This window comes from Nocardia sp. NPDC019323, assembly GCF_044389845.1.
Classification (GTDB): domain Bacteria; phylum Actinomycetota; class Actinomycetes; order Mycobacteriales; family Mycobacteriaceae; genus Nocardia; species Nocardia implantans.
In genome coordinates this window covers 1,116,872-1,140,183 of the sequence record NZ_JBIRYN010000002.1, presented here as the reverse complement: position 1 = coordinate 1,140,183, position 23,312 = coordinate 1,116,872, and the positions used below count along the sequence as shown (strand labels likewise).

Here is a 23,312-nt window from a genome sequence, read left to right as displayed (position 1 = left end):
TCACTGGGCCAACCTCCTAAAGGGTCTATAGTTCCGTTAACACTTCGGACGGTACACCCGTTCGCCCACAAATGAAACTGGAGTCCCGTTATGGCGATGGAACCCGGATCGATCCGGCCAGGTGGACGCACCGCACGCGTCCGCGCGGCCGTACTGCGAGCCGCGGGTGACCTGCTGGCCGAACGAGGTTTCGCACACCTGGATCTCGCGGAGGTCGCGACGCGCGCCGAGGTCGGCAAGACCACCGTCTACCGCCGCTGGCGCACGCCCACCGGCCTGATCGCCGACCTGCTGGCCGACATGGCCGAGCAGTCGCTGCCGCACGCCGACACCGGCTCGCTTCTCGGTGATCTCACCGCCAACGCCCGCCTGGTGGCGAAAACTCTGTCCGATCCCCGCCAGGGCAGGCTCTTCCGCGCCGTGATCGCGGCCGCCACCTGCGACGAGTCCGCCGCGGCCGCCCTGCGCCACTTCTACGACGTTCGCCTCACCGAATGGTCGGCCTGTGTGACGTCCGCGATCGCGCGCGGCGAAGCACCCGAGCGCACCGACGCGCGCGCGGTGCTGTCTGCGGTGTCGGCGCCGCTGTACTACCGGTTGCTCGCCAGCGGCGATCCGATCGACGACGCCGCGGCGGACACCGCCGCCCGCGCCGCCGTCGATGCCGTACGCGCGGGCACGTTCGTGCCCACCGCCGGCTAACCGAGCACCGCTCCCCTGTCCTGTGCGGTCCAGTCGGCGCGGCGGCCGGTGAGAGCGAGGACTCGCTCCAAAGCGGTGGCATCAGCCGTGACCGGCAGCACGGGGCCGAACAGACCGGGCACCCCTTCGGCGGGCGTGTCGCGCAGCAGGTCCAGCAGGGTCGCCAGATCCCCGGCGGCACACGAGAAGGTCTGGCCGGTGGCCTTCGCGAGGTCCCAGCCGTGCACGACCACCTCGTCCAGGGCGATCCTGGCCATCACGGGGGCGGGCTCGCTCACTCCCCCGGCCTCGGTCACGCCGTCCCAGGCCGCCGGCTCCCGCCACGCCGTCACCAAGGCATCGAGCTGGGCCGGGATGCGCTCACGCCAGTCCTCCGGCAAGGCACGCTCGGCAGGGGGCGCGGGCGCGACCGAACCGCCGACCGCCTCCTTGGTGGCCGCCTGCCGGAACGCCTCGGTCAGATCAACCACGTGGGCGAGCAGATCGCGGACCGTGGTGTCGGCGCACGGCGTCGGCGCCGCGAGCCGATCGTCGGCGATGCCGCCGACAACGGTCGCCAACGCGGCTGCCGCGGGCTCGAAGTCGAACTCGGGTTCCATCTGGCCTCCTCGGGTGTGAATCGTCTCCGCATATGGAGACGGCGCGAGGCGGCGAAACTGATCGGCGGGCCGTTCCGAGATCAACCCGTAGCGGCGAAAAGTCCTGGAAAAGCGGACAATTGAAAGATGAAGGGTGATCGGGTGGAGATCGTCGTCGATGTCGGCGACGGGTCCCGGAATTATGAGATCGCGGCCACCCGAGCGGGGCGGCGAGTCGAGGTACGGATCGCGCGAGGGGTGGTCGAAGTGAGCGAAGTGACGCGATCCGGGACGGCGGTGCGAACCGCGCGGTTCATGGCCGGGCGCATGCTCGCGCTCGTGGAACACCCCGCGGACGCGACTGCGCCGCGGGCAGGCGAAGCGCGACAACCGTAAGCCTCCGGTGCTTGCCCTGCGGCCCGGCCGCGGGCATCCTCGATGCAGTCGGAGTTGATCGTCCGCCTCGATTGCGGCGTGCCACGACGGGTATGCCGAGCGAGAGGCCTACGCGGAGAGGAGCGCACGATGTCAGATCCCCTTGCCGACGCGGTCCCTGAGGCCGATCTCGCCGAGCAGTCGGTTCCGGCGTATCCGGAGGAACCCGTGCTCGCCGATGACCTGCCCGAGCAGGACGAGCTGGTCGGGCGGGCGGCTCTGGAGCGCGACACCTTCGAGGCGAACCCGGCGGATGTGCTCGAACAGTCCATCGCGGTTCCGATCGATGACGACCCCGAGGAGGAATTCGACTTCTGACCGCCCGGTCAGGGCCGGATCCCGGCTCGCACCGTCGCGTGCAGTTCCCGCAGGCTGGACCGCTCGGTGGCCACCTCGAGCACCCGCATGCCATGCGCGTGCGCGGTCAGCTCGACGGCCAGCTGCTGCGGGTCCACCTGCCGGTGCGGGATGCGATAGGCGGCGCACAAGGCGGCCAGATCCATGCCGTGCGGGGTGCCGAAGACCCGCTCGAACACGCCCGCGTATTGCGGGTCGCCCTGCTCGAGCAGTTCGAAGATGCCGCCGCCGTCGTCGTTGGCGACGACGATGGTCAGATCCGCGGGCCGCGGTTCGCCCGGTCCGATCAGCAGGCCGGACGCGTCGTGCAGGAAGGTCAGGTCGCCGATCAGGGCGATGGTGCGCCCGTCATGGTGCAGCGCCGCGCCCACCGCGGTGGATACCGTGCCGTCGATGCCGGCCACGCCGCGGTTGGACAGCACTTTGACGCCGGGACGCGGATGCGACACCAGCGCCGCGTCCCGGACCGGGTTCGAGGCGCCGAGCAGCAGTTGGTCGCCGTCGCGCAGCGCGTCCATCACCACCGCGGCGACGTGCAGCCCCGTGGGTTTCGGGTGGCGGGCGAGTTCGCCACGCACCACCTGGTCGGCTCTCGCGTTCAGCTCGCTGCAGTGCTCCAGCCATTGCGGCCTCGGGGCGCCGACGGTGACGGCGCGGGTGCCGGTGCCGACCACGTTGCCGGACACGTCGGGCCACCGCGGGCCGGTAGTCAGCGCGTAGACCCGGATGTCCGGATCGGCGAGCACCTTCGACACCTGCCGGTGCAGGGTCGGGCGGCCGGTGATGATCGCCTGCGCGGGCCGCAGCAGCGGCAACGCCAGTGGGTGCAGCGCGGGACCGTGCATGGGGGCGGTGGGCTCGGCGACGGTCGGCAGGTCCGCCAGCTCCGGCCGGAAGCCGGCGCCGTGACCGGAGATCACGACGGTGTCCGGAGTGAGGTCGAGATCGAGCGGCACGTCCAAGGTGGCGTACTGGGTCTCGGTCCAGGCACGATCGCCCGCGCGTCCCGTCGGAGCCGTCTCGCCCGGCGCCAGGTCGGGTACCAGGGGCTCACGCAGCGGGACGTCGAAGTGCACCGGGCCCGCGTTGCCGGAGCGCGTGCCGCGCGCCGCCGCCAGCACCCGGCAGACCGCCGAACGCCACTGGCTGTTCTGCTGGCCGTACGGCGCATGCTCGGCGTCGCCCGCCTCATCTTCCGCGAGACCGAGCGAGATGGTCGCGCGGACCTGGCTGCCGAACAGGCCGAACTGTTCGACGGTCTGGTTGGCGCCGGAGCCGAGCAGTTCATAGGGCCGGTTGGCGCTGAGCACCACCAGCGGGACGCGAGCGTAGTTCGCCTCCAGCACGGCGGGCCCGAGATTGGCCACCGCGGTGCCCGAGGTCATCACGACCGGGACCGGAAGGCTGCTCGCGAGCGCGAGCCCGATGGCGAGGAAGCCCGCCGTGCGCTCGTCGATCCGCATGTGCAGGCGCAGTCGCCCGGCCGAATCGGCGGCTTGCAGGGCGAACGCCAGCGGAGCGTTCCGGGAGCCGGGGCACAGGACGACATCCCGCACGCCCCCGCGCACGAGTTCGTCGACGACGACCTGCGCTTGTGCTGTAGACGGGTTCACGCCTCCAGACTGGCAGACAGTCAACTAGAAGTCCCCGCCGGGAGGTTCGCAATCACACTGTGTCGTCGCCCACGGGCGGGCTTCCCACGGTCGCGGGGATCGCAATGAACTGATTGCGGAGTCCTCGTACAACCGTGCCGTCAGATCACGCCTGCGGCGAAAGATCACGCCTGCGGCGAGGACCGCCGACGCACCGAGCGTATCGGCGGACGCGCTCGGCGATAGTCGATCGGCCGCCACCCCAACAGACTCGCCGATGGCTGGAAGCGGCCGCTGAGTCTATGACCCCTCAGCGTCCCCATTGCAAGCCTGCTCTACCCCCGAATTGGCTCCTACGGTCAGCTCCGCTTCGAACTGTCGAACCCGCATACAGCCGCTAGCCACCACGTCCGCGACATACCGCCAGCGCCCGGACATTCGAGCGCGCCCAGAGGCAAGGCTCAAATCATGACCTTGCCTCGTCACGCGACGGTACCAGCACGACTACCGGTTTCGAGCGAAGCGAGACCGAGCATGCGCCGTTCGCGGCCCGGCTCGCGTCCGAGCGGCCGCCGCGTCCGCGACGAAGTCGCAAGCGGTGGTCGCTCGGGCGCGAGCCATAAGGGGGCCGCGAACACCCAGCGCCGCAGGCGCTGGAAAAACCAACACAGCCCGGCTCGCGTCCGAGTGGCCGCCGCGTCCGCGACGAAGTCGCAAGCGGTGGTCGCTCGGGCGCGAGCCATAAGAGGGCCGCGAACACCCAGCGCCGCAGGCGCTGGAAAAACTACCGAGCGTGCTTTTCGATCAGGTCGCCGACCCGGGGCAGCGCCTCGATGACGTTCTTCTTCGCCGAAGAACGCATCGAGGAGTAGACCTTCTGCAGGGCAGGGCGGCTGGAGGCCTCGGCGCGAGCGTCGGTGACGGCGAGCAACGCCTCGGCGACCTCGTCGGACTTGGCGACGAGCAGGTCGGCGAACTTGCCGGTGCCCGACGCCGTGTACTCCTGCCAGAACGGCTCCAGCTGCGCGACCAGCTTGGGCGCCAACGACTCCAGCGCATCGGGCACGATGGACGGGCTGATCTTCTTGACCGCCGCGTAGCCACCCTTCACAGCCAGGCCGGACGCACCACCCTTGTCCGACACCTCGGCGTCGAGAACCTCGACGGCATCGGCAAGGAAAGCCGGGCGCTTCGCGTCGTCGAGCAGGGATTCAGACAGTGCTGCAACCACTTTCAGGTTCCTCCGGATCGGTATCGATGAACGAGCGAGGGCAACTATACGTGCCCGCGCCAGCATTCACCCGGCTACGGCTGCCACGGTAGCAACTCGACCATCAGACCTTCGCAGTCTGCGAGGAGATCGCCCTGCTCATCGAGCAATTCGGCGGTGATGAAAGTTTTTCGCCCTTCGATACGGTCGACCCTTCCGCGAACCGTCAGTTGCGTCTCCAGCGGAGTGATCTTGCGGTAGTTGACGTGAAGGTACGCGGTGCGGCTGATCGGCCGTCCGGCGTAATGCACGATCATGCCGAGCAGATCGTCGAACAGCAGCGGCAGCACGCCGCCGTGCGCGGCCCCGTTGCCGCCGAGATGGAAGCGGCGGAACACACCGGTCATCTCGATGCCGTCCGGGCCCGCCGAGACCACCTGCCACGGCAGCAGCAGAAGGCTTCCCCGCCCCGGCAATTCGACGGCGCGGCCCGCCGGGCCTTGCAATTCGGGCGCGCGGTAGGGCTCGAGCAGGTCGATCAGCTCACGAGCTTTGGCTTGCGCGGCCCCGAAGATCTCCTCCGGCGCGTCCACGGACACCGCGAGATCCTGCAACGTCCGCATGGCGTCCACGAATCCGCCGAAGTTCGGCCCGACCTTCGCGGCCGTGACCTTCGGGAACCCGCCGTGCTTCTCGTACCGGGATCGGTCCACCGCGCTCCGGTCGATAACCGGTTTCACTTGCTCGCTCATACCTGCACGGTAACGCGTGGTTTTACACCGTCAAATCGAGATCCCGGCGACCCGGCGAGACCAGCCGGGGTTCGGGGCCGCTCCATCGCGCCGCCCGCGTGCGAGACCGACGGCCCGCCCACCTCGCTCCGGCGCCGCTCACAGCCCCGACCACGACTTTCGAGCCCAGCGAGACCTAGCATTGCCCGGTGACGTTCAATCCGAAGCTGTGGCGCCCCGTTCCGGGATTCGAGAACCTGACCGACATCACCTATCACCGGCACATCGAGCAGGGCACCGTGCGTGTCGCGTTCGACCGGCCGGAGGTGCGCAACGCGTTCCGCCCGCACACGGTCGACGAACTCTACCGGGCGCTCGATCACGCGCGGATGACCTCGGACGTCGGCGCGGTGCTGCTCACCGGCAACGGCCCCAGCCCCAAGGACGGCGGCTGGGCCTTCTGCTCCGGCGGTGACCAGCGCATCCGCGGCCGTAGCGGATACCAGTACGCCAGCGGCGAGACGGCCGATACGGTCGACCAGGCCCGCGCCGGCCGCCTGCACATCCTCGAGGTGCAGCGGTTGATCCGCTTCATGCCGAAGGTGGTGATCGCGCTGGTGAACGGATGGGCCGCGGGCGGCGGGCACAGCCTGCACGTGGTCTGCGATCTCACCTTGGCCAGCCGCGAACACGCCCGGTTCAAGCAGACCGACGCCGACGTGGGCAGCTTCGACGGCGGCTACGGCAGCGCGTATCTGGCCAAGATGGTCGGCCAGAAGTTCGCCCGCGAGATCTTCTTCCTCGGCCGTCCCTACACCGCCGAGGAGATGCACCAGATGGGCGCGGTGAACAAGGTCGTCGACCACGCCGAACTGGAGGACGTGGCGCTGGAGTGGACCGCCGACATCAACGGCAAGTCTCCGCAGGCCCAGCGCATGCTGAAGTACGCGTTCAATTTGCTGGACGATGGTCTTGTGGGCCAGCAACTTTTCGCCGGCGAGGCGACGAGGATGGCCTACATGACCGACGAAGCCGTCGAAGGCCGCGACGCGTTCCTGCAGAAGCGCAAGCCGGACTGGACCCCCTACCCCTGGTACTTCTGATGGACATCCTCAGCAGCCGCATCATCCTTCGGCCCGCCGACTACGAGGCCACGCTCGCGTTCTATCGGGACGGGCTGGAACTGGCCATCGCGCGGGAGTATCCGGGCGGAACGGTGTTCTTCGCTGGACAGTCGCTGATCGAGGTGGCATCGCACGGCGGGTCGGGCCAGCCGTCGTCGTTCGACGGCGCGATCTGGCTTCAGGTGCGCGATGTGTCCGACGCGGCGGCGGAGCTGGCGCTCAAGGGCATCCCGATCGATCGGGCCCCGGTCGAGGAGCCGTGGGGTTTGCACGAGATGTGGGTGCGCGATCCCGACGGTGTGCCGATCGTTCTGGTCGAGGTCCCGCCGACCCATCCGATCCGGCGGGATACCCGCTGGCAGGAGTCCTAGCAACGGTTCCGTTCGGTAGTACGGCGGGCCGCACCGAGTTGCCAACGCGTCGAGCGGCGAGGACGATAACGCTCGGATGGCCACCCGACCGCCGACGTCCGGGCCGGCTGTGTCCGTGTCCCATCCGACGAGTGAATCGCAGTATCGATGCCTGTCGTACTTCAGCCCCGATCCCACCGGGTGGCCGCGCCACGGTCGCGCCACTCCGGCATACCGACCCGTTCCGCACGCGGCGGCGCGGGCATGACACGATCCCTATCGTGAGGGAGTGCAGCGAGCGAGCCATGGGGACTGCGGCTCTGGGCAGCACCGAGCCGGGCGAGCGGCGAGGCATGGCATGACCAAGAAACTGCGTACCTTGCCGATGCCGACCGGCTCCGGTCTCGGCGACGTCATGCCGCACCTGCGGGAGGCGCTGGAAGGTAGCGGGGCCGCATGGCTCCCCATTCCCACCAGCGATCGGCGCGAGGCGAGACGCCTGAGCGACGCCTTGTCGCCGGGTGAGCCGATCGACGAGGACATCGCTCTGGTGGTGACCACCTCCGGCACCACAGGTGTGCCGAAGGGCGCGATGCTCAGCTCGGCGGCCCTCCGCGCGAGCGGCACCGCGACCCATGACCGGCTCGGCGGCCCCGGCAACTGGTTGCTGGCCCTTCCGACCCATCACATCGCCGGGATCCAGGTGCTGTTGCGCAGCATCCTGGCGGGAACCGAACCCACCGTGCTGGACGTGTCCGGCGGATTCCTGCCAGAGGCCCTCGCGGGCGCCATCTCGGGTATGCGCGGGGAGCGGCGCTACACCGCCCTGGTCCCGACCCAGTTGATCAAAGCCTTGGAGTCGCCTGTCGCCACCACCGCTCTGGCCGAGCTCGACGGCGTGCTGGTGGGCGGCGCGGCCACTCCCCTGCCGGTCTACGAGCGCGCGCGAGCGGCGGGAATCACCGTGGTGCGTACCTACGGCATGAGCGAGACCTGCGGCGGCTGCGTCTACGACGGCGTGCCGCTGGAGGGCACGAAAGTCCGGATCGAAGACGGCAGGGTGGTGCTGGGCGGCGCGATGATCGCCTCGGGCTACCGCAATCAGCCCGACCATCCCGCCTTCGCCGAGCCGGGCTGGTTCCGCACCGAGGACGCGGGCACCTTCGACAACGGCGTCCTGAGCATCACAGGGCGGCTGGACGAGGCGATCACCACCGGAGGCCTGCTGGTGATCCCGCAGGTGGTCGAGGCCGTGCTGATCAACCACCCGACCATCAGCGAAGTGGTCGTCCTCGGCCTGCCCGACGAACGGCTCGGCCAGCACGTCGCCGTCGCGGTGATCCCCGCCCCCGGCGCCACGCCCAACCTGTCCGAGCTACGCGAATACGTCGCCGCCGAACTGGACTCCATCGCGGCCCCCCGCGAACTCGCCGTCCTCGACGAGTTCCCCCTCCGCGGCCCCGGCAAGCCCGACCGCGCCAAGCTCCGCGAATACCTGCTGGCCGACTCGAACCGCTAACGGATCACCGGGCAGCGGCCACCACCGGCCCTGCCCGCGGCGACGCCGCCTGCCTCCTGAGCGCCGGTGGTCAACGACCCCCGACGCAAGCCACGAGAGGGCCGCGACGCAAGGCCGATGTGACAGCGCTGTGCAAGAGCAGTGCAAGTCAAGGCGTCCACAGTTGTCCACATGACTTCTTTCGCACCAACTTCAGCGCTCGCCGTCGAGGCGGACGGCCTGGTCAAGGTGTTCGGGGAACAGCGGGCCGTCGACGGCGTGAGCCTGGCGGTGCCGCAGGGCTCGGTGTACGGCGTGCTCGGACCGAACGGCGCAGGCAAGACCACGACCATCCGGATGCTCGCGACCCTGTTGCGACCGGACGGCGGCACCGGACGCATCTTCGGCCACGACGTGGTCGCCGAGCCGACGGCCGTCCGCTCGCTCATCGGCGTCACGGGGCAGTACGCCTCGGTCGACGAGGACCTGAGCGCCACCGAGAACCTGATCGTCTTCTCTCGCCTGCTCGGCCTCGGCCGGGTAGAGGCCAGGCGCAAGGCGGCCGAACTGCTGGAGGAATTCGATCTCACCGAGGCGGCGGACAAGCCGCTGCGGCATTTCTCCGGCGGCATGCGGCGCAGGCTCGACCTGGCGGCCAGTCTCATCGCGACGCCGCCGCTGCTGTTCCTCGACGAACCGACGACCGGCCTCGACCCGCGCACCCGCGCCCAGATGTGGGACACCATCCGCCGCCTCGTCCGCGAGGGCGCGACGGTGCTGCTCACCACGCAATACCTGGACGAGGCCGACCAGCTGGCCGACCGGATCGCGGTGATCGACCACGGCAAGGTGATCGCCGACGGCACGGCCGACGAACTGAAGGCTTCCGTGGGCGGTTCGTCGCTGCATCTGACTCTGGTCGATCGCGGCCAGCTCGATGAAGCCCGTCGCATCATCGGCGATTTCCTCGGCGCGGAAGCGCAGATCACGCCGGAGGCGGGGCGACTCACCGCGCCGCTGACCGACGCGGGCGTCACCGCTGATCTGCTGATCCGCCTGCGGGAGTGGGAAATCGGCGTGGACGAGATCACCGTGACCAAGCCCAGCCTGGACGAGGTCTTCCTCACCATCACCGGCCACCCCGCCGACGACACCACCGACGATTCCGCGAAAAGCGCGGCATGAGCGTCCGGACCACAGGCGTCAGCCTGTGTGACCACCCCGGAGCCGGCCGAGAAGGAGCACGACCATGACCACCATCACCGCGACCGAAACGCGCCGAACGGCGCCGACGAGCATTCCCGAAGTGAGCAACCGCGTCCCGCTGGTCCAGGCGGCGGCGAACTCGTTCACCATGGCCTACCGCGGCCTGCTGAAGATCAAGCACAAGCCCGAGCAGCTGTTCGACGTGACGATCCAGCCGATCCTGTTCACCGCCTTGTTCGCCTACATCTTCGGCGGCGCCATCGGCGGCAGCGTGCAGGACTACCTGCCGGTCCTGATCCCCGGCATCCTGGTGCAGACCGTGGTGCTCACCTCGGTCGTCACCGGCACCCAGTTGCGCGAGGACATGGACAAGGGCGTCTTCGACCGGTTCAAGTCCCTGCCGATCGCCCGCATCTCGGCGCTGGCCGGCGCCCTGCTGGCGGATATGGTGCGCTACGCCCTCGCCACCGTGCTCACCATCGTCGTCGGCATCGCCATCGGTTATCGCCCTGATGGCGGTGTGCTCGGGGTCGTCGCGGCGGGTCTAGTCATCGTCTTCTGCTCATTCGCGATCAGCTGGATCTGGGCGCTGGTCGGGGTCACCGGCAAGAGCGCGGCGGGCGTGCAGGGCATCTCGATGATGATCATGTTCCCGCTGACCTTCATGTCCGGCGCCTTCGCGCTGGTGAGCACGATGCCGGGCTGGATGCAGGGCCTCAACCACGTGAACCCGGTGTACTACATGGTGAACGCGTGCCGAGGGTTGATGAACGGCGCCGCCTTCGGCAGCGATCTGGCGTGGTCGTTGCTCGGCTCGCTGGTCGTCATCGCGATCTTCGCCCCGCTCACGGTCCGGGCGTACATGCGCCGGGCGTGAGTTTTCCGGCAGGAGCGGGCCGGGTGACCTTGTCACCCGGCCCGCTTTCGTATCCCCGCGAGAGTCAGTGCGCGTCGGCCAGGCTTGCGAGCATCCGCATGATGCGATCCGCGGACTCGGTGCGGCGCAGGTGGCCGAGGCGGCGGCGGGCTTCGTCGACCCGTTCCGCGCCGAGTTTCGCGATCGCCGCGTCCAGGTGCCGTTGCCACCGCATCGAGGGGTAGTCCTGTCGGCACAAGACGTTCGGAGCCAGGATCAGCATGTCCAGACCCACGGTGGCCGCACGATCGACGGCGATGAGGTAGGAGCCGATCGCACAGGCGACGGCGCCGATCTGCGGCAGGTCCCGGTACTGCGACATCATCGGTACGGCGATCTCGGCCAGCTGCGCGGACAGGCCCGCGCTCCGGTCGGCGGCGCCGTGCAGCACCCGCGCGTCCAGCGCCGCCGCGGCCAGCATCAGGGCGCCGGGCCCCGGATTGAGGAAGTTGTTGTCCGGCCAGCCGAACAGCTCCAGCGCGCGCTCGTAGCGAGCGAACCCGCCTGCGATATCCCCCTCCGCGAGCGCGACTTCCGCCGAACTCTGCATCACGGTGGACAGCAGCCGATTCTGCCCGAAGGACGCGTTGTCCAGGTCCGGCGTGCCGAACACGATGGCGAGGTCCCGCCGGGCCTGCTCGAGTTCGCCCGCGCCGACCAGCGCGCCCACCAGATAGCTGTGGATTTCCACGGTGTCCTCGTAGGCGCCGAGCCGTTGCAGCACTTCGAGCGCGCGGCGGTAGTAGGTCACCGCTTCGGCGTACTGGGCGACCTGCCCGCAGACCTGGCCGAGGTGCCTGGACACCATGGCCACGCTCCAGACGTTGTCGCGCCCGAGGACGTGCAACGCCTTGTCCGCGTCGAGGGTGGAGCCGCGCACGTCACCGAGGTTCTCGCGGATGTTGGCCCGCAACAGCAGCGCCGAGGCCCTGGTCTCGGGATCGGGCGAGCGCACCGCCTCGGCGAGCAGCCTGCTGAGCCCGCGCCCGTCGGCTCTGGTGAGCACGACACGGCCGACGAAGCGAATGGTCTCGCTGACCTCCGAGCAGGAGCGCAGCAATCGGCGCACGCGCTGACGCAGCCGCGCGAGTTCCCTGGTGCCGCCGTCGGTGTAGGCGAGATGCAGGAGGGTCATCTGATAGGTGACGAGCACGAGGTCCGGACGTGGCCCGTCCTGGCCGAAGTCGGCCACCTCCAATTCGATGACCCGCTCGGCCCACGCGATCACTTCCGAATGCGATCCGCGAATCAACCACAGCGTGCCGACGACCGGAAACACCGTGTATGCCGTTGCCGCGTCGCGTCGTTCGATGGCGCAGCGCAGCGCGGCGAGCAAGTTGTCCAGCTCCGCCGCGAGGGCCAGCGCGAGGTGGAACTGATCGCCGGTCATGTACCGGCCCGCCACGTCGTCGGCGTAGTCCTTGGCCCACCGCATCATCCGGGTGTCGACCGTTTCCGGCTCCCCCGCCGTGGCGGTCAGCTGCTCTTCACCGTATTCCCGCACCGTCTCCAGCATCCGGTACCGGGTGCCGAGCGTCTCGTCGTCCAGCACGGTGAGCAGCGATTGGTTGACCAGGCCGTCGACGGCCGCGGCGACGTCGGTCACGTCGGCTCCGCCCGCGACCGCCTCGGCCGCCGACAGCGTGAAACCGGCCGGGAACCGGCACAACCGGCGCAGTGTCGCCTGCTGTTCGGTGTCGAGCAGATTCCAGCTCCAGTCGATCACCGCGTGCAGCGTGCGGTGGCGTTCGGGCGAACTGCGGTCGCCGTGGCGCAGCAGCGCGAACCGATCGGCCAGCCGCTCGTTGATCTCCTCGACGCTCATCACGCGCACCCGGGCCGCGGCCAGCTCGATGGCCAGCGGCAGCCCGTCGAGGGTGTGGCACAGCTGGGCGACCACGTCCGGATCCAGCCGGACGCCGGGCCGCACCGCCCTCGCCCGCGCGGCGAACAGCTCGGTGGCGGGTGAGCCGGCCGGATGGATGGTCAGCGGCGGCAGGGGATACACCGTCTCGGCCGTGATGGTCAGCGGCGAACGGCTCGTGGTGAGCACGGTCAGCCGGGGCGCGGCGCCGATCAGATCGGCGACCACCACGGCGACGGCGTCGATCAGGTGCTCACAGTTGTCCAGGATCAGCAGCATCGCGCGGGCCGACACCGCGTCGTGCAGCCGTCTGCGCAGATCGACGGGCTGCCCGGATCGCAGCGTCGCGGTGTCGAAGGTGACCTCGCTGAGCCCGAGCACCGCGGCGATCGCCGCCTCGATCTCGACCCTGGCGTCGTCGCCGTCGGCCCGCACCGAGGCCAGCTCGACCAGCGCGACCGGACAGGTGGCCGCCGCCTGCCAGCCGATCTCGTTGGCGACCCTGGTCTTGCCCGCACCGCCGGGACCGAGCACGGTCACCACCCGGGCATCGCGGAGCAGTTCGGTCAACGCGGTGATATCGGCGGCCCGGCCGAGCAGCGCGTTGGGCGCGGCGCGCAGGCCGATGGCGGCGAGGTGCGGTGTCTGCGGTACGTCCTGCGCCCGGAGACCGTCGTCGGTCGCCGAGTTGCCCGAGCGCTGCGCGGCGCGCCCCACCCGCTCCCCGCGCAGGATCGCGGTGTGGATCTCCGTCAGCGCCGGTCCCGGGTCGGTGCCGAGTTCCTCGGCCAACCGGGAGCGGAAAGCGGCGAACGATTCCACCGCCTCGTTGGGCCGTCCGGCCGCGGCCAGCAGGCGCATCAGGGTTTGCTGCGCGGGCTCGTCCAGCGGTTCGGCGGCGGCGCGCAGCCGGGCGAGGCCCAGAGCGCCGTCGATGTCGCCGCCGTCCTCGCGTGCGGTGAGTTCGAGTTCGTCGAGTTCGGCCAGACGCCGTCCGGCCGCGGCCCGCAGCTCGTCGGAGAGATCGCCCGGCGGCAGATCGGCGCCAGGATCCCCGCGCCACAGCGCCCGCGCTTCCGCGATCCGGGCCAGGCATCCCGGGAGGTCGCCCGCCGCGTGCAGTTCGCGCGCCCGCGCCACCCGCTCGCCCACCGAGGACAAGTCGACCTGGTCGGCGCCGAGGGTCAACCGGTAGCCGGCCGGACCGATCTCCAGCGCGCCCTCCGGCAGCGCCGACCGCAGCCGGGAGACCTGCGTGTGCAGCGCGTTCATCGGCGAACGCGGCGGCTGTTCGCCCCAGACCTCCTCGATCAGGGCCTGTGCGCCTCGGCTGCGGCCTGGCCGCAGGGCCAGGGCGGTGAGCAGGAGCCGGGAGCGTGCACCCGGCAAGGGCGTCAGCAGGCCGTCCCGGCGCAGCGCGACCTCGCCCAGCAAGGCCACCACGACCGATTCGCCTGCGGGCGTCGTCACTGCTCGACTGTGGCCGTGCGGGCCGCTGTGCTCCGGAAACATCCCGCGGTCATCGTAGGCGAGCGGGCCGGAGAAGCTCGACACGAATTCTTTGCCGCCACTGCGAGCGGTCGGTCGCATAGTGTGACCCCCATGGCTGAGTTCGAGGTGGTCCGATCGGCCGTGATCACGGCCGACCCCGCGCGCGTGCACGGGCTGATCAACGATTTCCGCAAGTGGGTCGAGTGGTCGCCGTGGGAGGACCTCGACCCGCAACTGCAGCGCAGCTATTCCGGCGCGGAATCCGGGGTCGGCGCGCGTTACGCCTGGAGCGGCAACCGCAAGGCCGGAGCGGGCAGCATGGAGATCGTCGGCAGCGCCGACCGGGAGATCGGCGTGCGGCTGGAGTTCCTGAAGCCGATGAAGGCCACCAACATGGTGACCTTCACGCTGGATCCGGTCGAGACCGGCACCGAGGTGACCTGGCGGATGACCGGGCAGCAGACCGGTCTGATGAGTGTCATCGGCAGGTTCATTCCGATGGACAAGTTCGTCGGCCGGGATTTCGAAAAGGGACTCGCACGGATGCAGGAGGCGGTGATGGCCGGAACGGCCTGATCGCGGCGGCCATGCGTGGGCTGACGACGGACTCCGTCCGGCTGCGCCGATTATGCTGCGAACATGGCTACTGCAGCGCAATGGATCGAGGGCGCGCGACCACGTACCCTGCCGAACGCGATCGCCCCGGTGCTCGCCGGCACCGGCGCCGCCGCGTCGATCGATGGCGCGGTGTGGTGGAAAGCGGTTCTCGCGCTGCTCGTTTCGCTCGCGCTGATCATCGGCGTGAACTACGCCAACGACTACTCCGACGGTGTCCGCGGCACCGATGACGTCCGGGTCGGCCCGCTGCGCCTGGTCGGGCAGAAGCTGGCCTCGCCCACGGCGGTGAAGACGGCCGCGATCGTCAGCTTGGTCGTCGGAGCCGTCTTCGGCTTGGCGCTGGTGTTGACCAGCGCTTGGTGGCTGCTGCTGATCGGCGCGGCCTGCCTGGCGGCCGCCTGGTACTACACCGGCGGGAGCAAGCCCTATGGCTACAGCGGATTCGGCGAGGTCGCGGTCTTCGTCTTCTTCGGTTTGATCGCCGTGCTCGGCACCCAATTCGTGCAGGCGGGCCGGATCGACTGGGTCGGCGCGCTGCTCGCGATCGGGGTAGGCGCGTTCTCCAGCGCCGTGCTCGTCGCGAACAACCTGCGCGACATCCCCACCGACACCGATTCCGGGAAAGTCACGCTCGCGGTGAAACTCGGCGACCCACGCACCCGCACGCTGCACCTGGTGCTGCTCACCGTGCCGTTCCTCGCGACGTTGGCGCTGGCCGCCCGCACGCCGTTGGCGCTGGCCGGGCTGCTCGCGATTCCGCTCGCCGTGCGCGCCAACGCGCCGGTGCGCGGCGGCAAAGGCGGTCTGGAACTGATTCCCGCGCTGCGCGATTCCGGCTTGGCGCTGCTGGCCTGGTCGGCGATCACGGCGCTGGCGGTCGGGCTGGGTTAGCGCGCCCGGCCGCGCGGATCGAGCCGACCACGTGGGCCCGCTCACGCGAAGCGCGACGAAGCGTCGCGCGTTCGCGCCCGCGCGGACTAATCCTCGTCCGGGACCAGGATGCCGAGCACCCAGTTCACGATCGAGACGATGATGCCGCCGAACACCGCGGCCCAGAAACCCTCCACGCGCAGGCCGTAATCGGTGAACGCTTCGGTGATCTCGGCGGTCAGCCACAGCATGAGCGCGTTGATCAGCAGCAGGAACAGGCCGAGCGTCACGATCACCAGCGGTAGCGACAACAGCTTCACGATCGGCTTGACCAGGGCGTTCACCACCGTGAAAACCGCGGCCACGGCGAGAACAACCCCGATCTTGGCGCCGTTGCCGCCCTCGGGGGCGAGAATGTCGATCTTGTCGACCCAGAAGGCCGCCAGCCAGATGGCCACCGCGTTGATGATCAACCGAATCACGAGCTGCATGGCCCAATGCTAGGCGTCGGACGCGGACATGCGCCGCCGAAGAACTCGAACTCCAGCGGCGCATGTCCGCCCGCTCAAGCCGCACGGTCGAGCAGGGCGTGCACCTTGGGCCGCAATTCGCCGATCGCGGCGGAACCGCCGAACAGGCGCTCCGTCGTCTGGTTCGGGGCGCGCAGTATGCCGAGCAGCATGTGCCCCGACTCGATGGTTTTGTCCTTGCGGCCCAACGCCTCACGCAGGGCGAGCTCGAGCACCTTCTTCGCGTCCTTCGTGAACGGAATGTGCCCGTAGTACCCGCCGCGGCTCCAAGGGAACGGGCCGCGGCGCGGGTCCGGCGCGGCCCGGTCGAGCGCGTCTTCGCCGAAATGCGCTTCCAGCGACTCACGGACGGCGTCCAGATCGATGCCGATGGAGCGCAAGGCCTCGGCGTCCTCGGGGCCGAGGGGTATCCCGTTGCCCTGCTCGGCCAGCGCGCGGCGCACGCCGTCGCGAGTGAGCCCCGCTTCGGCGAGCAACGTCGTCAACTCCGGCTCGGCCTGCGCGAGCACGCCGAGCAATACGTGCTCCACCTCGATATTCGACGCGTGGAGTTCGCGCGCGTCCTCTTGGGCGACGACGATCGCCGTGCGCGCAGACCTGCTGAACCGCTCGAACATCAGCGGATCCTGCCTTTCCGGTTGTACTTCTGGTGCACTGCCTGCTTGCTGACCTCGAGCGCCTCCGCGATCGCCTGCCACGACCAGCCCTGAGCACGGGCGTTGGCCACCTGGATCGCCTCGAGACGTTCGAGCAGCCTGCGTAGCGCGAGCACCGCGCGCAGCCCGACCTTGGGATCGGGGCTGCCCGCGGCCGCCGCGAGTGTGGTTGCTTCCGTCATGTCGTCAATTTTGATTGACGATCGCGCGTGATGTCAACAAAAATTGACGAACCAGGACGCGACAGAGCCCCGTTCCGCTTCAGGCGAACGACGAACCCCTACCCGGGACGTGAACCGATCAGGCGTCCCAGATTCCGGTCGCCACGAACTTCTCCAACACGGCGGTGGGCTCCGCGAGCTCCAGACCCTGGGACGCCACCCACCCGTCGTCGAAATACGTTCCGGCGTAGCGATCCCCGCCGTCACACAGCAGGGTGACCACGCTGCCGCCGCGGCCATCGGACAGCATCTCGGCGATCAACGCGAAAACGCCCCACAGGTTGGTACCGGTCGATCCGCCGACCCGGCGGCCGAGCCGCGCGCTCGCGAACCGCGCCGCCGCGATGGACGCCGCGTCGGGCACCTCGAACATGCGGTCCACGATCTGACCGACGAACGAGGGCTCCACCCGCGGGCGGCCGATGCCTTCGATCCGGGAGGGCATCCCGGTCTGATAGCCCGCGTCCCCCGTCTCGTAGCCGCCGTAGAAGGCGGAGTTCTCCGGATCGACCACGGCCAGCTTGGTCGCGTGCCTGCGGTACCGGATGTAGCGGCCGATGGTGGCACTGGTCCCGCCCGTGCCCGCGCCGACCACGATCCACTCCGGCACCGGATTGGTCTCCAGCGCCATCTGCTGGAAGATCGATTCGGCGATGTTGTTGTTGCCGCGCCAGTCGGTCGCACGCTCGGCGTGGGTGAACTGGTCCATGTAGTGCCCGCCGCATTCGGCCGCGAGCCGCGCCGCCTCGGTGTACATGTCCGGCGGACGGCGCACGAAATGACAGCGACCGCCCTGCGCCTCGATCAGCGCGATCTTCTGCGGGGAGGTGCTCGCGGGCATCACCGCGACGAAGTCCAAGCCGAGCAGCTTCGCGAAATACGCCTCGCTGACCGCCGTCGAACCCGACGACGCCTCCACCACGGTCGTCCCCTCGGTGACCCAGCCGTTGCAGATCGCGTACAGGAACAGCGAGCGGGCCAGGCGGTGCTTGAGGCTGCCGGTGATGTGGGTGGACTCGTCCTTCAGGTAGAGCTGGATGTTCCACTCGGCGGGCAGCGGGTAGCGCAGCAAGTGGGTGTCCGCGCTGCGCTGGGTGTCGGCGTCGATCAGCCGCACCGCGTTGTCGACCCACTCGCGCGGCGCGGTGTGATCGCAGGACTTCACGCGGACGTCCCCGACTCCGGCCCAGCGGGCGGCTCCTCGCCGCGCAGCCGCGCCCGTAGCTCGGCCTTGTCCCGGCGCCTGCGCTCGTCGACCAGGGCGATGTCCTCGTTCACCTTGGTTCGCAGCCGCTTGAACAGCACCAGCGACAGCGGCATCGCGATGATGAGCGCGAACAAGGCCGCGACCACGATGGGGATGTCCACCGACACCAGCCGCGCGGCCAGCACGATCAGCGCGGCGAGCACTACCACGAGACCCAACCTGGCGACGGTGTAAAGGGCCAGATTGCGGGCCAGACGACGACCAGCGCCAGCCGTTTGCTGTCCGGAAGCACCTTTTGGTGGATTCGCGTCACGCACATCCCTCAGCCTATGCGAAGCTGTTGCCCGCCCCCGGTGCACGCCCAACAGCCGGGGGTGGGGCGCGCATCCGATTTGTCTATTACCTCCCCTTTACCAACTGTAGGTGGTTCGAGTACCTAGGGGTTTCAGTGCGACGATGGCGCCATCTGATGAGGGAACTGTCGAGAACGGAGAGGTTTGCTATGACTGCGATCACCGTCGGCGGCCAGGACACCCTGCTGACTCCGGGCCAGGTTGCTGCCCTGTTCCACGTCGACCCCAAGACCGTGACGCGCTGGGCTCACGCCGGGCGCCTCGGGTCGCTGCGCACACCGGGCGGACATCGCCGGTTTCGCGAATCGGAAGTACTCCAGCTGCTCAAGTCGCTGACCACCGAGGCGACCGCAGCACGCTGATCGCAGGGCGCGCGGACCTGTCGTGCTCGGGTCCGCGCTCGCCCGCAGACCATTTTCGCGTCTGCGGTGTGCTGGAGTCACGTCCGCGGCTACCCTCGTAACCAGGAGGTGAGCGACGTGACGTACCTGTTGGCACTCATCGCGGTGGTGGCAATAGCGGTGTTGTGCTGGAAGGCGTTCGGCCCCGAGCGGACTGGACCCACTGCCCCGCAGACGCGTTCACCACAGCGCAAGCGCGTCATCGGACCCGACGACGACCCGGAGTTCCTCTGGCGACTATCCCGCCAGCACCGTGACGGCGAGTCCGGTTCCGCCGAGCGCTGAGCTTCGCATCATCCGCGCGATAGCACGCGTCCAGCGGTATTCGGCGTTCGCGCGTTCTTTCTCGCTCTGCCGTGGGTCGAACCTTCAACGCCACGGCGATCGACAACCCGGTCCGGGGGCGGCAGGCGCGCTGCGGTGCGCCCGCCGCCCCCGATCCGCGGTATCGATCAGGGCTCGCCGTTGACGACCGCCATCAGCGCGTCCATGAACGGCTGCCCGCCCTGGATGGCCCCGCCCGCGATCGCGCCGACGACCAGGCCGATCGGGCCGGTGATGATGCTGAAGAAGCCGAGGCCGATCAAGGCCCCGAGCAGTCCGCCGAGCAGCGCGCCGCCGACCACGCCGACCACGTTCTGGTTCAATTCGGCGATGAGCCGGTTCATCGAGCTGATCGGCTGCATCTCGCCGATCTCCTTGGCGCCTGCCACCGGGGTGAGCGCCAGACGCCGTCCGCCGTCGCTGATTTCGTGCGCGACCGACAGCTTGCTGCCGGAAACCTGGAAGGTCAGCGGCACTTCGGCCACCACGGCTCCGGTGTCGGAGGTCAACTCGATCTTGGTGCCGTCGCCGGCCACCGCGAAGGCGCCGTGTTCGACGGCGGTGGTGATGGCTCCGGTCTCGCGGGAGACCGTGGTGTGGTAGTCGACGCCCTGCTCTACACCGGTTGTCGTGATCTCACGCTCCGGTTCCACGGGTTGCGCGTTCGCGGCCCCCGCTGTGATGCCCACTGCGGCAACCGCACCGAGCGCAATGGCGGCAATAGTGCCGAACTTCATTCTGGAATTCCTTCTCACCGAGACACCGGCTCCGGAGGCCGGATGGCGTGTGACTGTACAGCGCCCGTGACTTGTTTCCAGACTTGACGACCGGCACACATGATCGAGCGGTTCGTTATCCGATTGTGATCACTCGGGCCGCCGATGGCGGCACCCAGGTGAATTCCCATGGCGGATCACTGCTCCCGGGAAGGAAAACTCGACGCGGACGTGCCGCGTAGTGTAAGCATGGCGTGGTCTTCGATACGCAAGATTCACAACTTCGGGTCGCTAGGTGGGTTCGAAGGGTTTACAGCTCTGGAGGACATGACGTGTCGCGCCAACGTGTCCGCGCCGGTATCACCCTGGCCGCCTTCATGGTCGGGACCGGGGTGGCGGCCACTCTCGTGGTCGTCGCCGCGCTGTCGATGTCCGGTCCGGCCGACGAGCCGGCCAAGGCCGCCGCCCAGGCCGCCACCGCCTCGACCGCATCAACGCCGCCGCCGACCACCGAGGAGCCGTTGCCGACCACCACGGAGGCATTGCCGACCACGTCGGCGCTGCGCGGCGCGTCGAACAAGAGCGCCACGAGCATGCAGGTGAACATCGGCGAATGCGTGCAGTTCGGCGGCGCGGGCGCGATCGATAAAACCGCTTGTGGCAGCCCGAATTCGGTCTACAAGGTCATCGAGAAGGCACCGGCTGGCTCCACGTGCCCCACCGACGCCGACCACACCTACAACGAGACCTTGCACGGCGCGACACAGGCCGCGCTGTGCCTGGACATCGACTGGGTCGTCGGCGGCTGCATGGAATTGACCCCCGGCAGCCCTAAGCGCCTCGACTGCGCCGCCCACGCCCCGGGCGCGGTCCGGGTGATCGACATCAAGCAGAACACCGTGGACGTCAACGCCTGCGGCTCGGCCGACAGCGGAATCGTTTATCAGCAGCGACATTTCGTCGTCTGCGTGGCCCGCCTGTAGGGCTCCGTACGCGCGCGTACCACACGCCGCGAGCGCACGACACGGCCACCTACACGGGCTTATTAACAGACATGCGAAGTCTTGTGTCCCTTAAGGCGCCGAGGCTCGAAACGTTATTCGTTCTGCCGGTGAATATTTCGGCATGTTGCCGCGAAACTATGCCACGATCCGAAGTCGTTCTCGCTTATTTCGAGCTCCACAATCTGAAACGTCCGCATTCAATTCTTTTGGCGCAGACGTGCCAATAAAAACCCCATAATTCCGCGAAATAGTTGCCCCTCAGGCCGCGTCGTTCAACGACAGCCCCATCAGCACCGCGTCCCACACCTCGCCGCTGCGCCGCCGGTAGTGCGAGCGCAACACGCCCTCGACCTCGAACCCGGCTCGGTCGTAGAGCGCCTGACGAGTATCGGTAGCTCCCGTAGCCTCGGGACATGAGCACAGATCTCGGGGAACGCTTGCGGTCTGTTCGCAAGCGGAGCGGTCTGACCCAACGTGAACTCGCCCAGAGTTCAGGAGTATCACTATCTCTGATTCGCAAGATCGAACAGGGCGAGCGCGACGACACTCGCATTCAGACGCTTCGACGGCTGGCCGTGGCGATGGGCTGCCCGCTCTCGGCGCTACTCGGCCCCACCCCTGGCCGACCCGAGACCGAGGGCGGTGAACTCTGGCTTCCTACCCGGCGGGCTCTCGTGTCGATCGCGGACGGACACGCGGCCGAAACTCCCGCCGAGCGGAGCATGAACGAATCACTGGTCGCGGCCGTGAAGCTCTACCACGACAACGAATACGAGCAGTTGAGTCGGCTACTTCCCCACCTGATCCTCGACGGACGCGCCGCGACGCCGCTCATGCGCTCCCGGATTCTGCAATTGGTCGGGTCGGTGCTGGTCCAGACTCGGCAACTCCAGTCCGCGAGGACCGCACTCGAACAGTCGCTGAGGGACGCGGAGTCGACCGGGAACGTACTCGACGCCGCGTCGGCAGTGATCACTCTGTGCTGGCTGCTACTCGTGGAACGACAGTTCGAGCAGGTCCGCACCTTGGCGGTGTCGTGGGCGGACCGTATCGAACCGCGCCTGTCGGTTGCCACAACACGTGAACTGTCGACGTGGGGGTGGTTGCTGTTGCGCGGCTCAGCCGCGGCAATACGAGACAACCGGCCGGACGAAGCAGACGACATGATGCGCCTGGCGAACGCGGCGGCCGCAGCGGTCAAGCGTGATTCGGGGAGTTATCACCAATACTGGACGACGTTCGGGCCTGTCACGGTCGCCATGAAGCGAGTCGAGAATGCCGTTGTGGACGACCGTCCCGACCTCGCGTTGCGGCTGGCCCGAGACGTACCACCGGGGCTGCGCCCGACCTCCGACAACCGCAACAGACATCTGCTCGACGTGGCCGCGGCACACATCGAGCTCCGAAGCTATGACACCGCGTTCGACGTGCTGGTTCAGTTGTCCCGCGAGGCCCGACCGTGGCTGATCGAACAGCGGTCCGCTAAGGATTTGCTGGGCCGGATCATCTCCAGACGACGCACCCTGACTCCTGAGATGCGAGATCTCGCAGATCTCCTGCGACTGGAGTACTGAGATTTCCACTCCGAACGGCACTTTCGCTGGATCGTTTGCCGAGAGTGCCATTGTTGGACAGCCTCTCCGCCTGTGACGCTTTCCCCGGCCCCGACGCCGGGGTGAGCCGGCCGCCTTCGTCATCTCGGCCGCGCCAGGACAGACGTGAACGCTGGCTGGTGCTGTGCCCTCGGCGTCGGGTGCTTTCCAATCGGATTGCAGGGAGGCGCAGGGGATGGATGCGAGCAGTCGGCAGGGGTTGTATTCGGCGGGGACGGCCGAATTGCGGCGGATCGCGGCGTATTTGAAAGACGAGTCGATACCGTTGCGCGGCGCGCTGGCACGCGCGGAAGGCGCGCTGGCCATCGGGCTGCGGTGCGTGGCTGTCGCAGGTGCCGACGCGGTCGGTGATCAGGCCACGATCGCGAGGCTGGCCCGTCGCCACGGGTACACGCCGGCTGCCACGTACGTGGTTGCGCCGGACACTGCGCCGCTGGGCGCGGCAGCGAAGGTGCTCGAGATGGTGCACGTGGCCCGCGCGGGTGCGGTGATCGTCCCTGGGATGGCGCACCTGGGCGGATCGGTCCCGGCGGAGTTCACGCGGGTGTGCAGCGTGATCATGCCGGGGCACGTGATGCTCGGCCGCGCGCTGTACGCGACGCCGCCGGTGTCCGGGGACGCTGAGGCGCAGGGATGAGCGCGGCGGGCATGGGCGGTTTCGATCTGACCACACCGAACGGGCGGTGCGCGTTCTACCGGCTGGTCTGCCAGCTCCCGGCCGGGGTAGACCCCGTCGCCCTCGGCC

26 protein-coding genes are annotated in these 23,312 nt (G+C 68.8%); 15 read left to right on the top strand and 11 right to left on the bottom strand.

Translation table 11 applies throughout. The features are described from left to right. Nucleotides 1-90 precede the first annotated feature (90 nt). Complete coding sequence (locus ACH49X_RS12825; protein WP_357113069.1) at nt 91-702, top strand: TetR/AcrR family transcriptional regulator C-terminal ligand-binding domain-containing protein; 612 nt, start codon at nt 91-93, stop codon at nt 700-702. On the opposite strand, the gene ACH49X_RS12820 is transcribed toward ACH49X_RS12825, so the two are convergent. After that, a complete protein-coding gene (locus ACH49X_RS12820) occupies nt 699-1,301 on the bottom strand; it encodes a TIGR03086 family metal-binding protein (protein ID WP_195083101.1) in 603 nt (200 codons plus the stop codon). The genes ACH49X_RS12825 and ACH49X_RS12820 overlap by 4 nt on opposite strands. A gap of 126 nt (nt 1,302-1,427) precedes the next feature. Here ACH49X_RS12820 and ACH49X_RS12815 point away from each other — a divergent pair, with 126 nt between their 5' ends. Next, nucleotides 1,428-1,676: a hypothetical protein gene (locus ACH49X_RS12815; RefSeq protein ID WP_195083102.1), complete on the top strand. Its 249-nt coding sequence runs from the start codon at nt 1,428-1,430 to the stop codon at nt 1,674-1,676. A 129-nt stretch (nt 1,677-1,805) separates the two neighbouring features. Then, nucleotides 1,806-2,033 (top strand): hypothetical protein, encoded by a 228-nt coding sequence (locus ACH49X_RS12810; protein ID WP_195083103.1) that lies wholly within the window; start codon nt 1,806-1,808, stop codon nt 2,031-2,033. A gap of 8 nt (nt 2,034-2,041) precedes the next feature. Here the strand turns inward: ACH49X_RS12810 and menD are convergent, their stop codons facing one another. The 3 genes from menD to ACH49X_RS12795 all read right to left on the bottom strand — a co-directional run bounded on the left by menD (nt 2,042) and on the right by ACH49X_RS12795 (nt 5,626). Next, nucleotides 2,042-3,685, bottom strand: a complete 1,644-nt coding sequence (gene menD / locus ACH49X_RS12805) for a 2-succinyl-5-enolpyruvyl-6-hydroxy-3-cyclohexene-1-carboxylic-acid synthase (protein WP_357113064.1) — start codon at nt 3,683-3,685, stop codon at nt 2,042-2,044. 763 nt (nt 3,686-4,448) lie between these two features. After that, nucleotides 4,449-4,895 (bottom strand): DUF6918 family protein, encoded by a 447-nt coding sequence (locus ACH49X_RS12800; protein WP_195083105.1) that lies wholly within the window; start codon nt 4,893-4,895, stop codon nt 4,449-4,451. Nucleotides 4,896-4,969: 74 nt separating this feature from the next. Then, nucleotides 4,970-5,626 (bottom strand): PaaI family thioesterase, encoded by a 657-nt coding sequence (locus ACH49X_RS12795; RefSeq protein WP_195083106.1) that lies wholly within the window; start codon nt 5,624-5,626, stop codon nt 4,970-4,972. A gap of 188 nt (nt 5,627-5,814) precedes the next feature. Here ACH49X_RS12795 and ACH49X_RS12790 point away from each other — a divergent pair, with 188 nt between their 5' ends. The 5 genes from ACH49X_RS12790 (at nt 5,815) to ACH49X_RS12770 (ending at nt 10,660) form a co-directional block, all read left to right on the top strand. Further along, complete coding sequence (locus tag ACH49X_RS12790) at nt 5,815-6,708, top strand: 1,4-dihydroxy-2-naphthoyl-CoA synthase (protein ID WP_067810427.1); 894 nt, start codon at nt 5,815-5,817, stop codon at nt 6,706-6,708. Continuing rightward, nucleotides 6,708-7,100 carry a VOC family protein gene (locus ACH49X_RS12785; protein WP_357112950.1) on the top strand — a complete coding sequence of 131 codons (393 nt, stop codon included), beginning with the start codon at nt 6,708-6,710 and terminating at the stop codon, nt 7,098-7,100. Before ACH49X_RS12790 ends, ACH49X_RS12785 begins: the two co-directional genes overlap by 1 nt. 337 nt (nt 7,101-7,437) lie before the next feature. Further along, nucleotides 7,438-8,598: an o-succinylbenzoate--CoA ligase gene (menE, locus tag ACH49X_RS12780; protein ID WP_357207501.1), complete on the top strand. Its 1,161-nt coding sequence runs from the start codon at nt 7,438-7,440 to the stop codon at nt 8,596-8,598. A 171-nt stretch (nt 8,599-8,769) separates the two neighbouring features. Then, nucleotides 8,770-9,762, top strand: a complete 993-nt coding sequence (locus tag ACH49X_RS12775) for an ATP-binding cassette domain-containing protein (RefSeq protein WP_357207499.1) — start codon at nt 8,770-8,772, stop codon at nt 9,760-9,762. Nucleotides 9,763-9,826: 64 nt separating this feature from the next. Beyond that, the gene (locus ACH49X_RS12770) at nt 9,827-10,660 is read left to right on the top strand and encodes an ABC transporter permease (RefSeq protein WP_357207498.1); all 834 of its coding nucleotides are present in this window, start codon (nt 9,827-9,829) and stop codon (nt 10,658-10,660) included. Between the two features lie 64 nt (nt 10,661-10,724). On the opposite strand, the gene ACH49X_RS12765 is transcribed toward ACH49X_RS12770, so the two are convergent. Beyond that, nucleotides 10,725-14,033 carry a BTAD domain-containing putative transcriptional regulator gene (locus ACH49X_RS12765; RefSeq protein ID WP_357207496.1) on the bottom strand — a complete coding sequence of 1,103 codons (3,309 nt, stop codon included), beginning with the start codon at nt 14,031-14,033 and terminating at the stop codon, nt 10,725-10,727. A gap of 132 nt (nt 14,034-14,165) precedes the next feature. On the opposite strand from ACH49X_RS12765, the gene ACH49X_RS12760 reads away from it, so the two are divergent. After that, complete coding sequence (locus tag ACH49X_RS12760; RefSeq protein WP_195083111.1) at nt 14,166-14,630, top strand: SRPBCC family protein; 465 nt, start codon at nt 14,166-14,168, stop codon at nt 14,628-14,630. 63 nt (nt 14,631-14,693) lie between these two features. Then, the gene (locus ACH49X_RS12755) at nt 14,694-15,563 is read left to right on the top strand and encodes a 1,4-dihydroxy-2-naphthoate polyprenyltransferase (RefSeq protein WP_357207494.1); all 870 of its coding nucleotides are present in this window, start codon (nt 14,694-14,696) and stop codon (nt 15,561-15,563) included. 86 nt (nt 15,564-15,649) lie between these two features. On the opposite strand, the gene ACH49X_RS12750 is transcribed toward ACH49X_RS12755, so the two are convergent. From ACH49X_RS12750 to ACH49X_RS12730, 5 genes are all read right to left on the bottom strand, one after another. Further along, nucleotides 15,650-16,033: a phage holin family protein gene (locus tag ACH49X_RS12750; RefSeq protein WP_195083113.1), complete on the bottom strand. Its 384-nt coding sequence runs from the start codon at nt 16,031-16,033 to the stop codon at nt 15,650-15,652. A gap of 74 nt (nt 16,034-16,107) precedes the next feature. After that, nucleotides 16,108-16,689, bottom strand: coding sequence for a Clp protease N-terminal domain-containing protein (locus ACH49X_RS12745; protein WP_195083114.1), 582 nt, complete (start codon nt 16,687-16,689; stop codon nt 16,108-16,110). Then, nucleotides 16,689-16,910, bottom strand: coding sequence for a helix-turn-helix domain-containing protein (locus tag ACH49X_RS12740; protein ID WP_067810393.1), 222 nt, complete (start codon nt 16,908-16,910; stop codon nt 16,689-16,691). Before ACH49X_RS12740 ends, ACH49X_RS12745 begins: the two co-directional genes overlap by 1 nt. A 118-nt stretch (nt 16,911-17,028) precedes the next feature. Further along, entirely contained in the window at nt 17,029-18,114 is a 1,086-nt protein-coding gene (locus ACH49X_RS12735; protein WP_195083115.1) for a PLP-dependent cysteine synthase family protein, read from the bottom strand. Then, nucleotides 18,111-18,473 carry a DUF4229 domain-containing protein gene (locus ACH49X_RS12730; protein ID WP_195083116.1) on the bottom strand — a complete coding sequence of 121 codons (363 nt, stop codon included), beginning with the start codon at nt 18,471-18,473 and terminating at the stop codon, nt 18,111-18,113. Before ACH49X_RS12730 ends, ACH49X_RS12735 begins: the two co-directional genes overlap by 4 nt. A gap of 185 nt (nt 18,474-18,658) precedes the next feature. On the opposite strand from ACH49X_RS12730, the gene ACH49X_RS12725 reads away from it, so the two are divergent. Continuing rightward, a complete protein-coding gene (locus tag ACH49X_RS12725; RefSeq protein WP_039802103.1) occupies nt 18,659-18,871 on the top strand; it encodes a BldC family transcriptional regulator in 213 nt (70 codons plus the stop codon). 117 nt (nt 18,872-18,988) lie between these two features. Next, nucleotides 18,989-19,195, top strand: coding sequence for a hypothetical protein (locus ACH49X_RS12720; protein ID WP_043733248.1), 207 nt, complete (start codon nt 18,989-18,991; stop codon nt 19,193-19,195). A 167-nt stretch (nt 19,196-19,362) separates the two neighbouring features. Here ACH49X_RS12720 and ACH49X_RS12715 read toward each other — a convergent pair whose 3' ends face one another. Next, the gene (locus tag ACH49X_RS12715; protein WP_357207492.1) at nt 19,363-19,971 is read right to left on the bottom strand and encodes a hypothetical protein; all 609 of its coding nucleotides are present in this window, start codon (nt 19,969-19,971) and stop codon (nt 19,363-19,365) included. A gap of 311 nt (nt 19,972-20,282) precedes the next feature. On the opposite strand from ACH49X_RS12715, the gene ACH49X_RS12710 reads away from it, so the two are divergent. The 3 genes from ACH49X_RS12710 (at nt 20,283) to ACH49X_RS12700 (ending at nt 23,204) form a co-directional block, all read left to right on the top strand. After that, on the top strand, nt 20,283-20,933 hold the full coding sequence (locus tag ACH49X_RS12710) for a hypothetical protein (protein WP_357207489.1): 651 nt from the start codon (nt 20,283-20,285) through the stop codon (nt 20,931-20,933). Between the two features lie 434 nt (nt 20,934-21,367). Further along, nucleotides 21,368-22,528: a helix-turn-helix domain-containing protein gene (locus tag ACH49X_RS12705; protein ID WP_357207487.1), complete on the top strand. Its 1,161-nt coding sequence runs from the start codon at nt 21,368-21,370 to the stop codon at nt 22,526-22,528. 214 nt (nt 22,529-22,742) lie between these two features. Continuing rightward, entirely contained in the window at nt 22,743-23,204 is a 462-nt protein-coding gene (locus ACH49X_RS12700; RefSeq protein ID WP_357207484.1) for a hypothetical protein, read from the top strand. Nucleotides 23,205-23,312 lie beyond the last annotated feature (108 nt).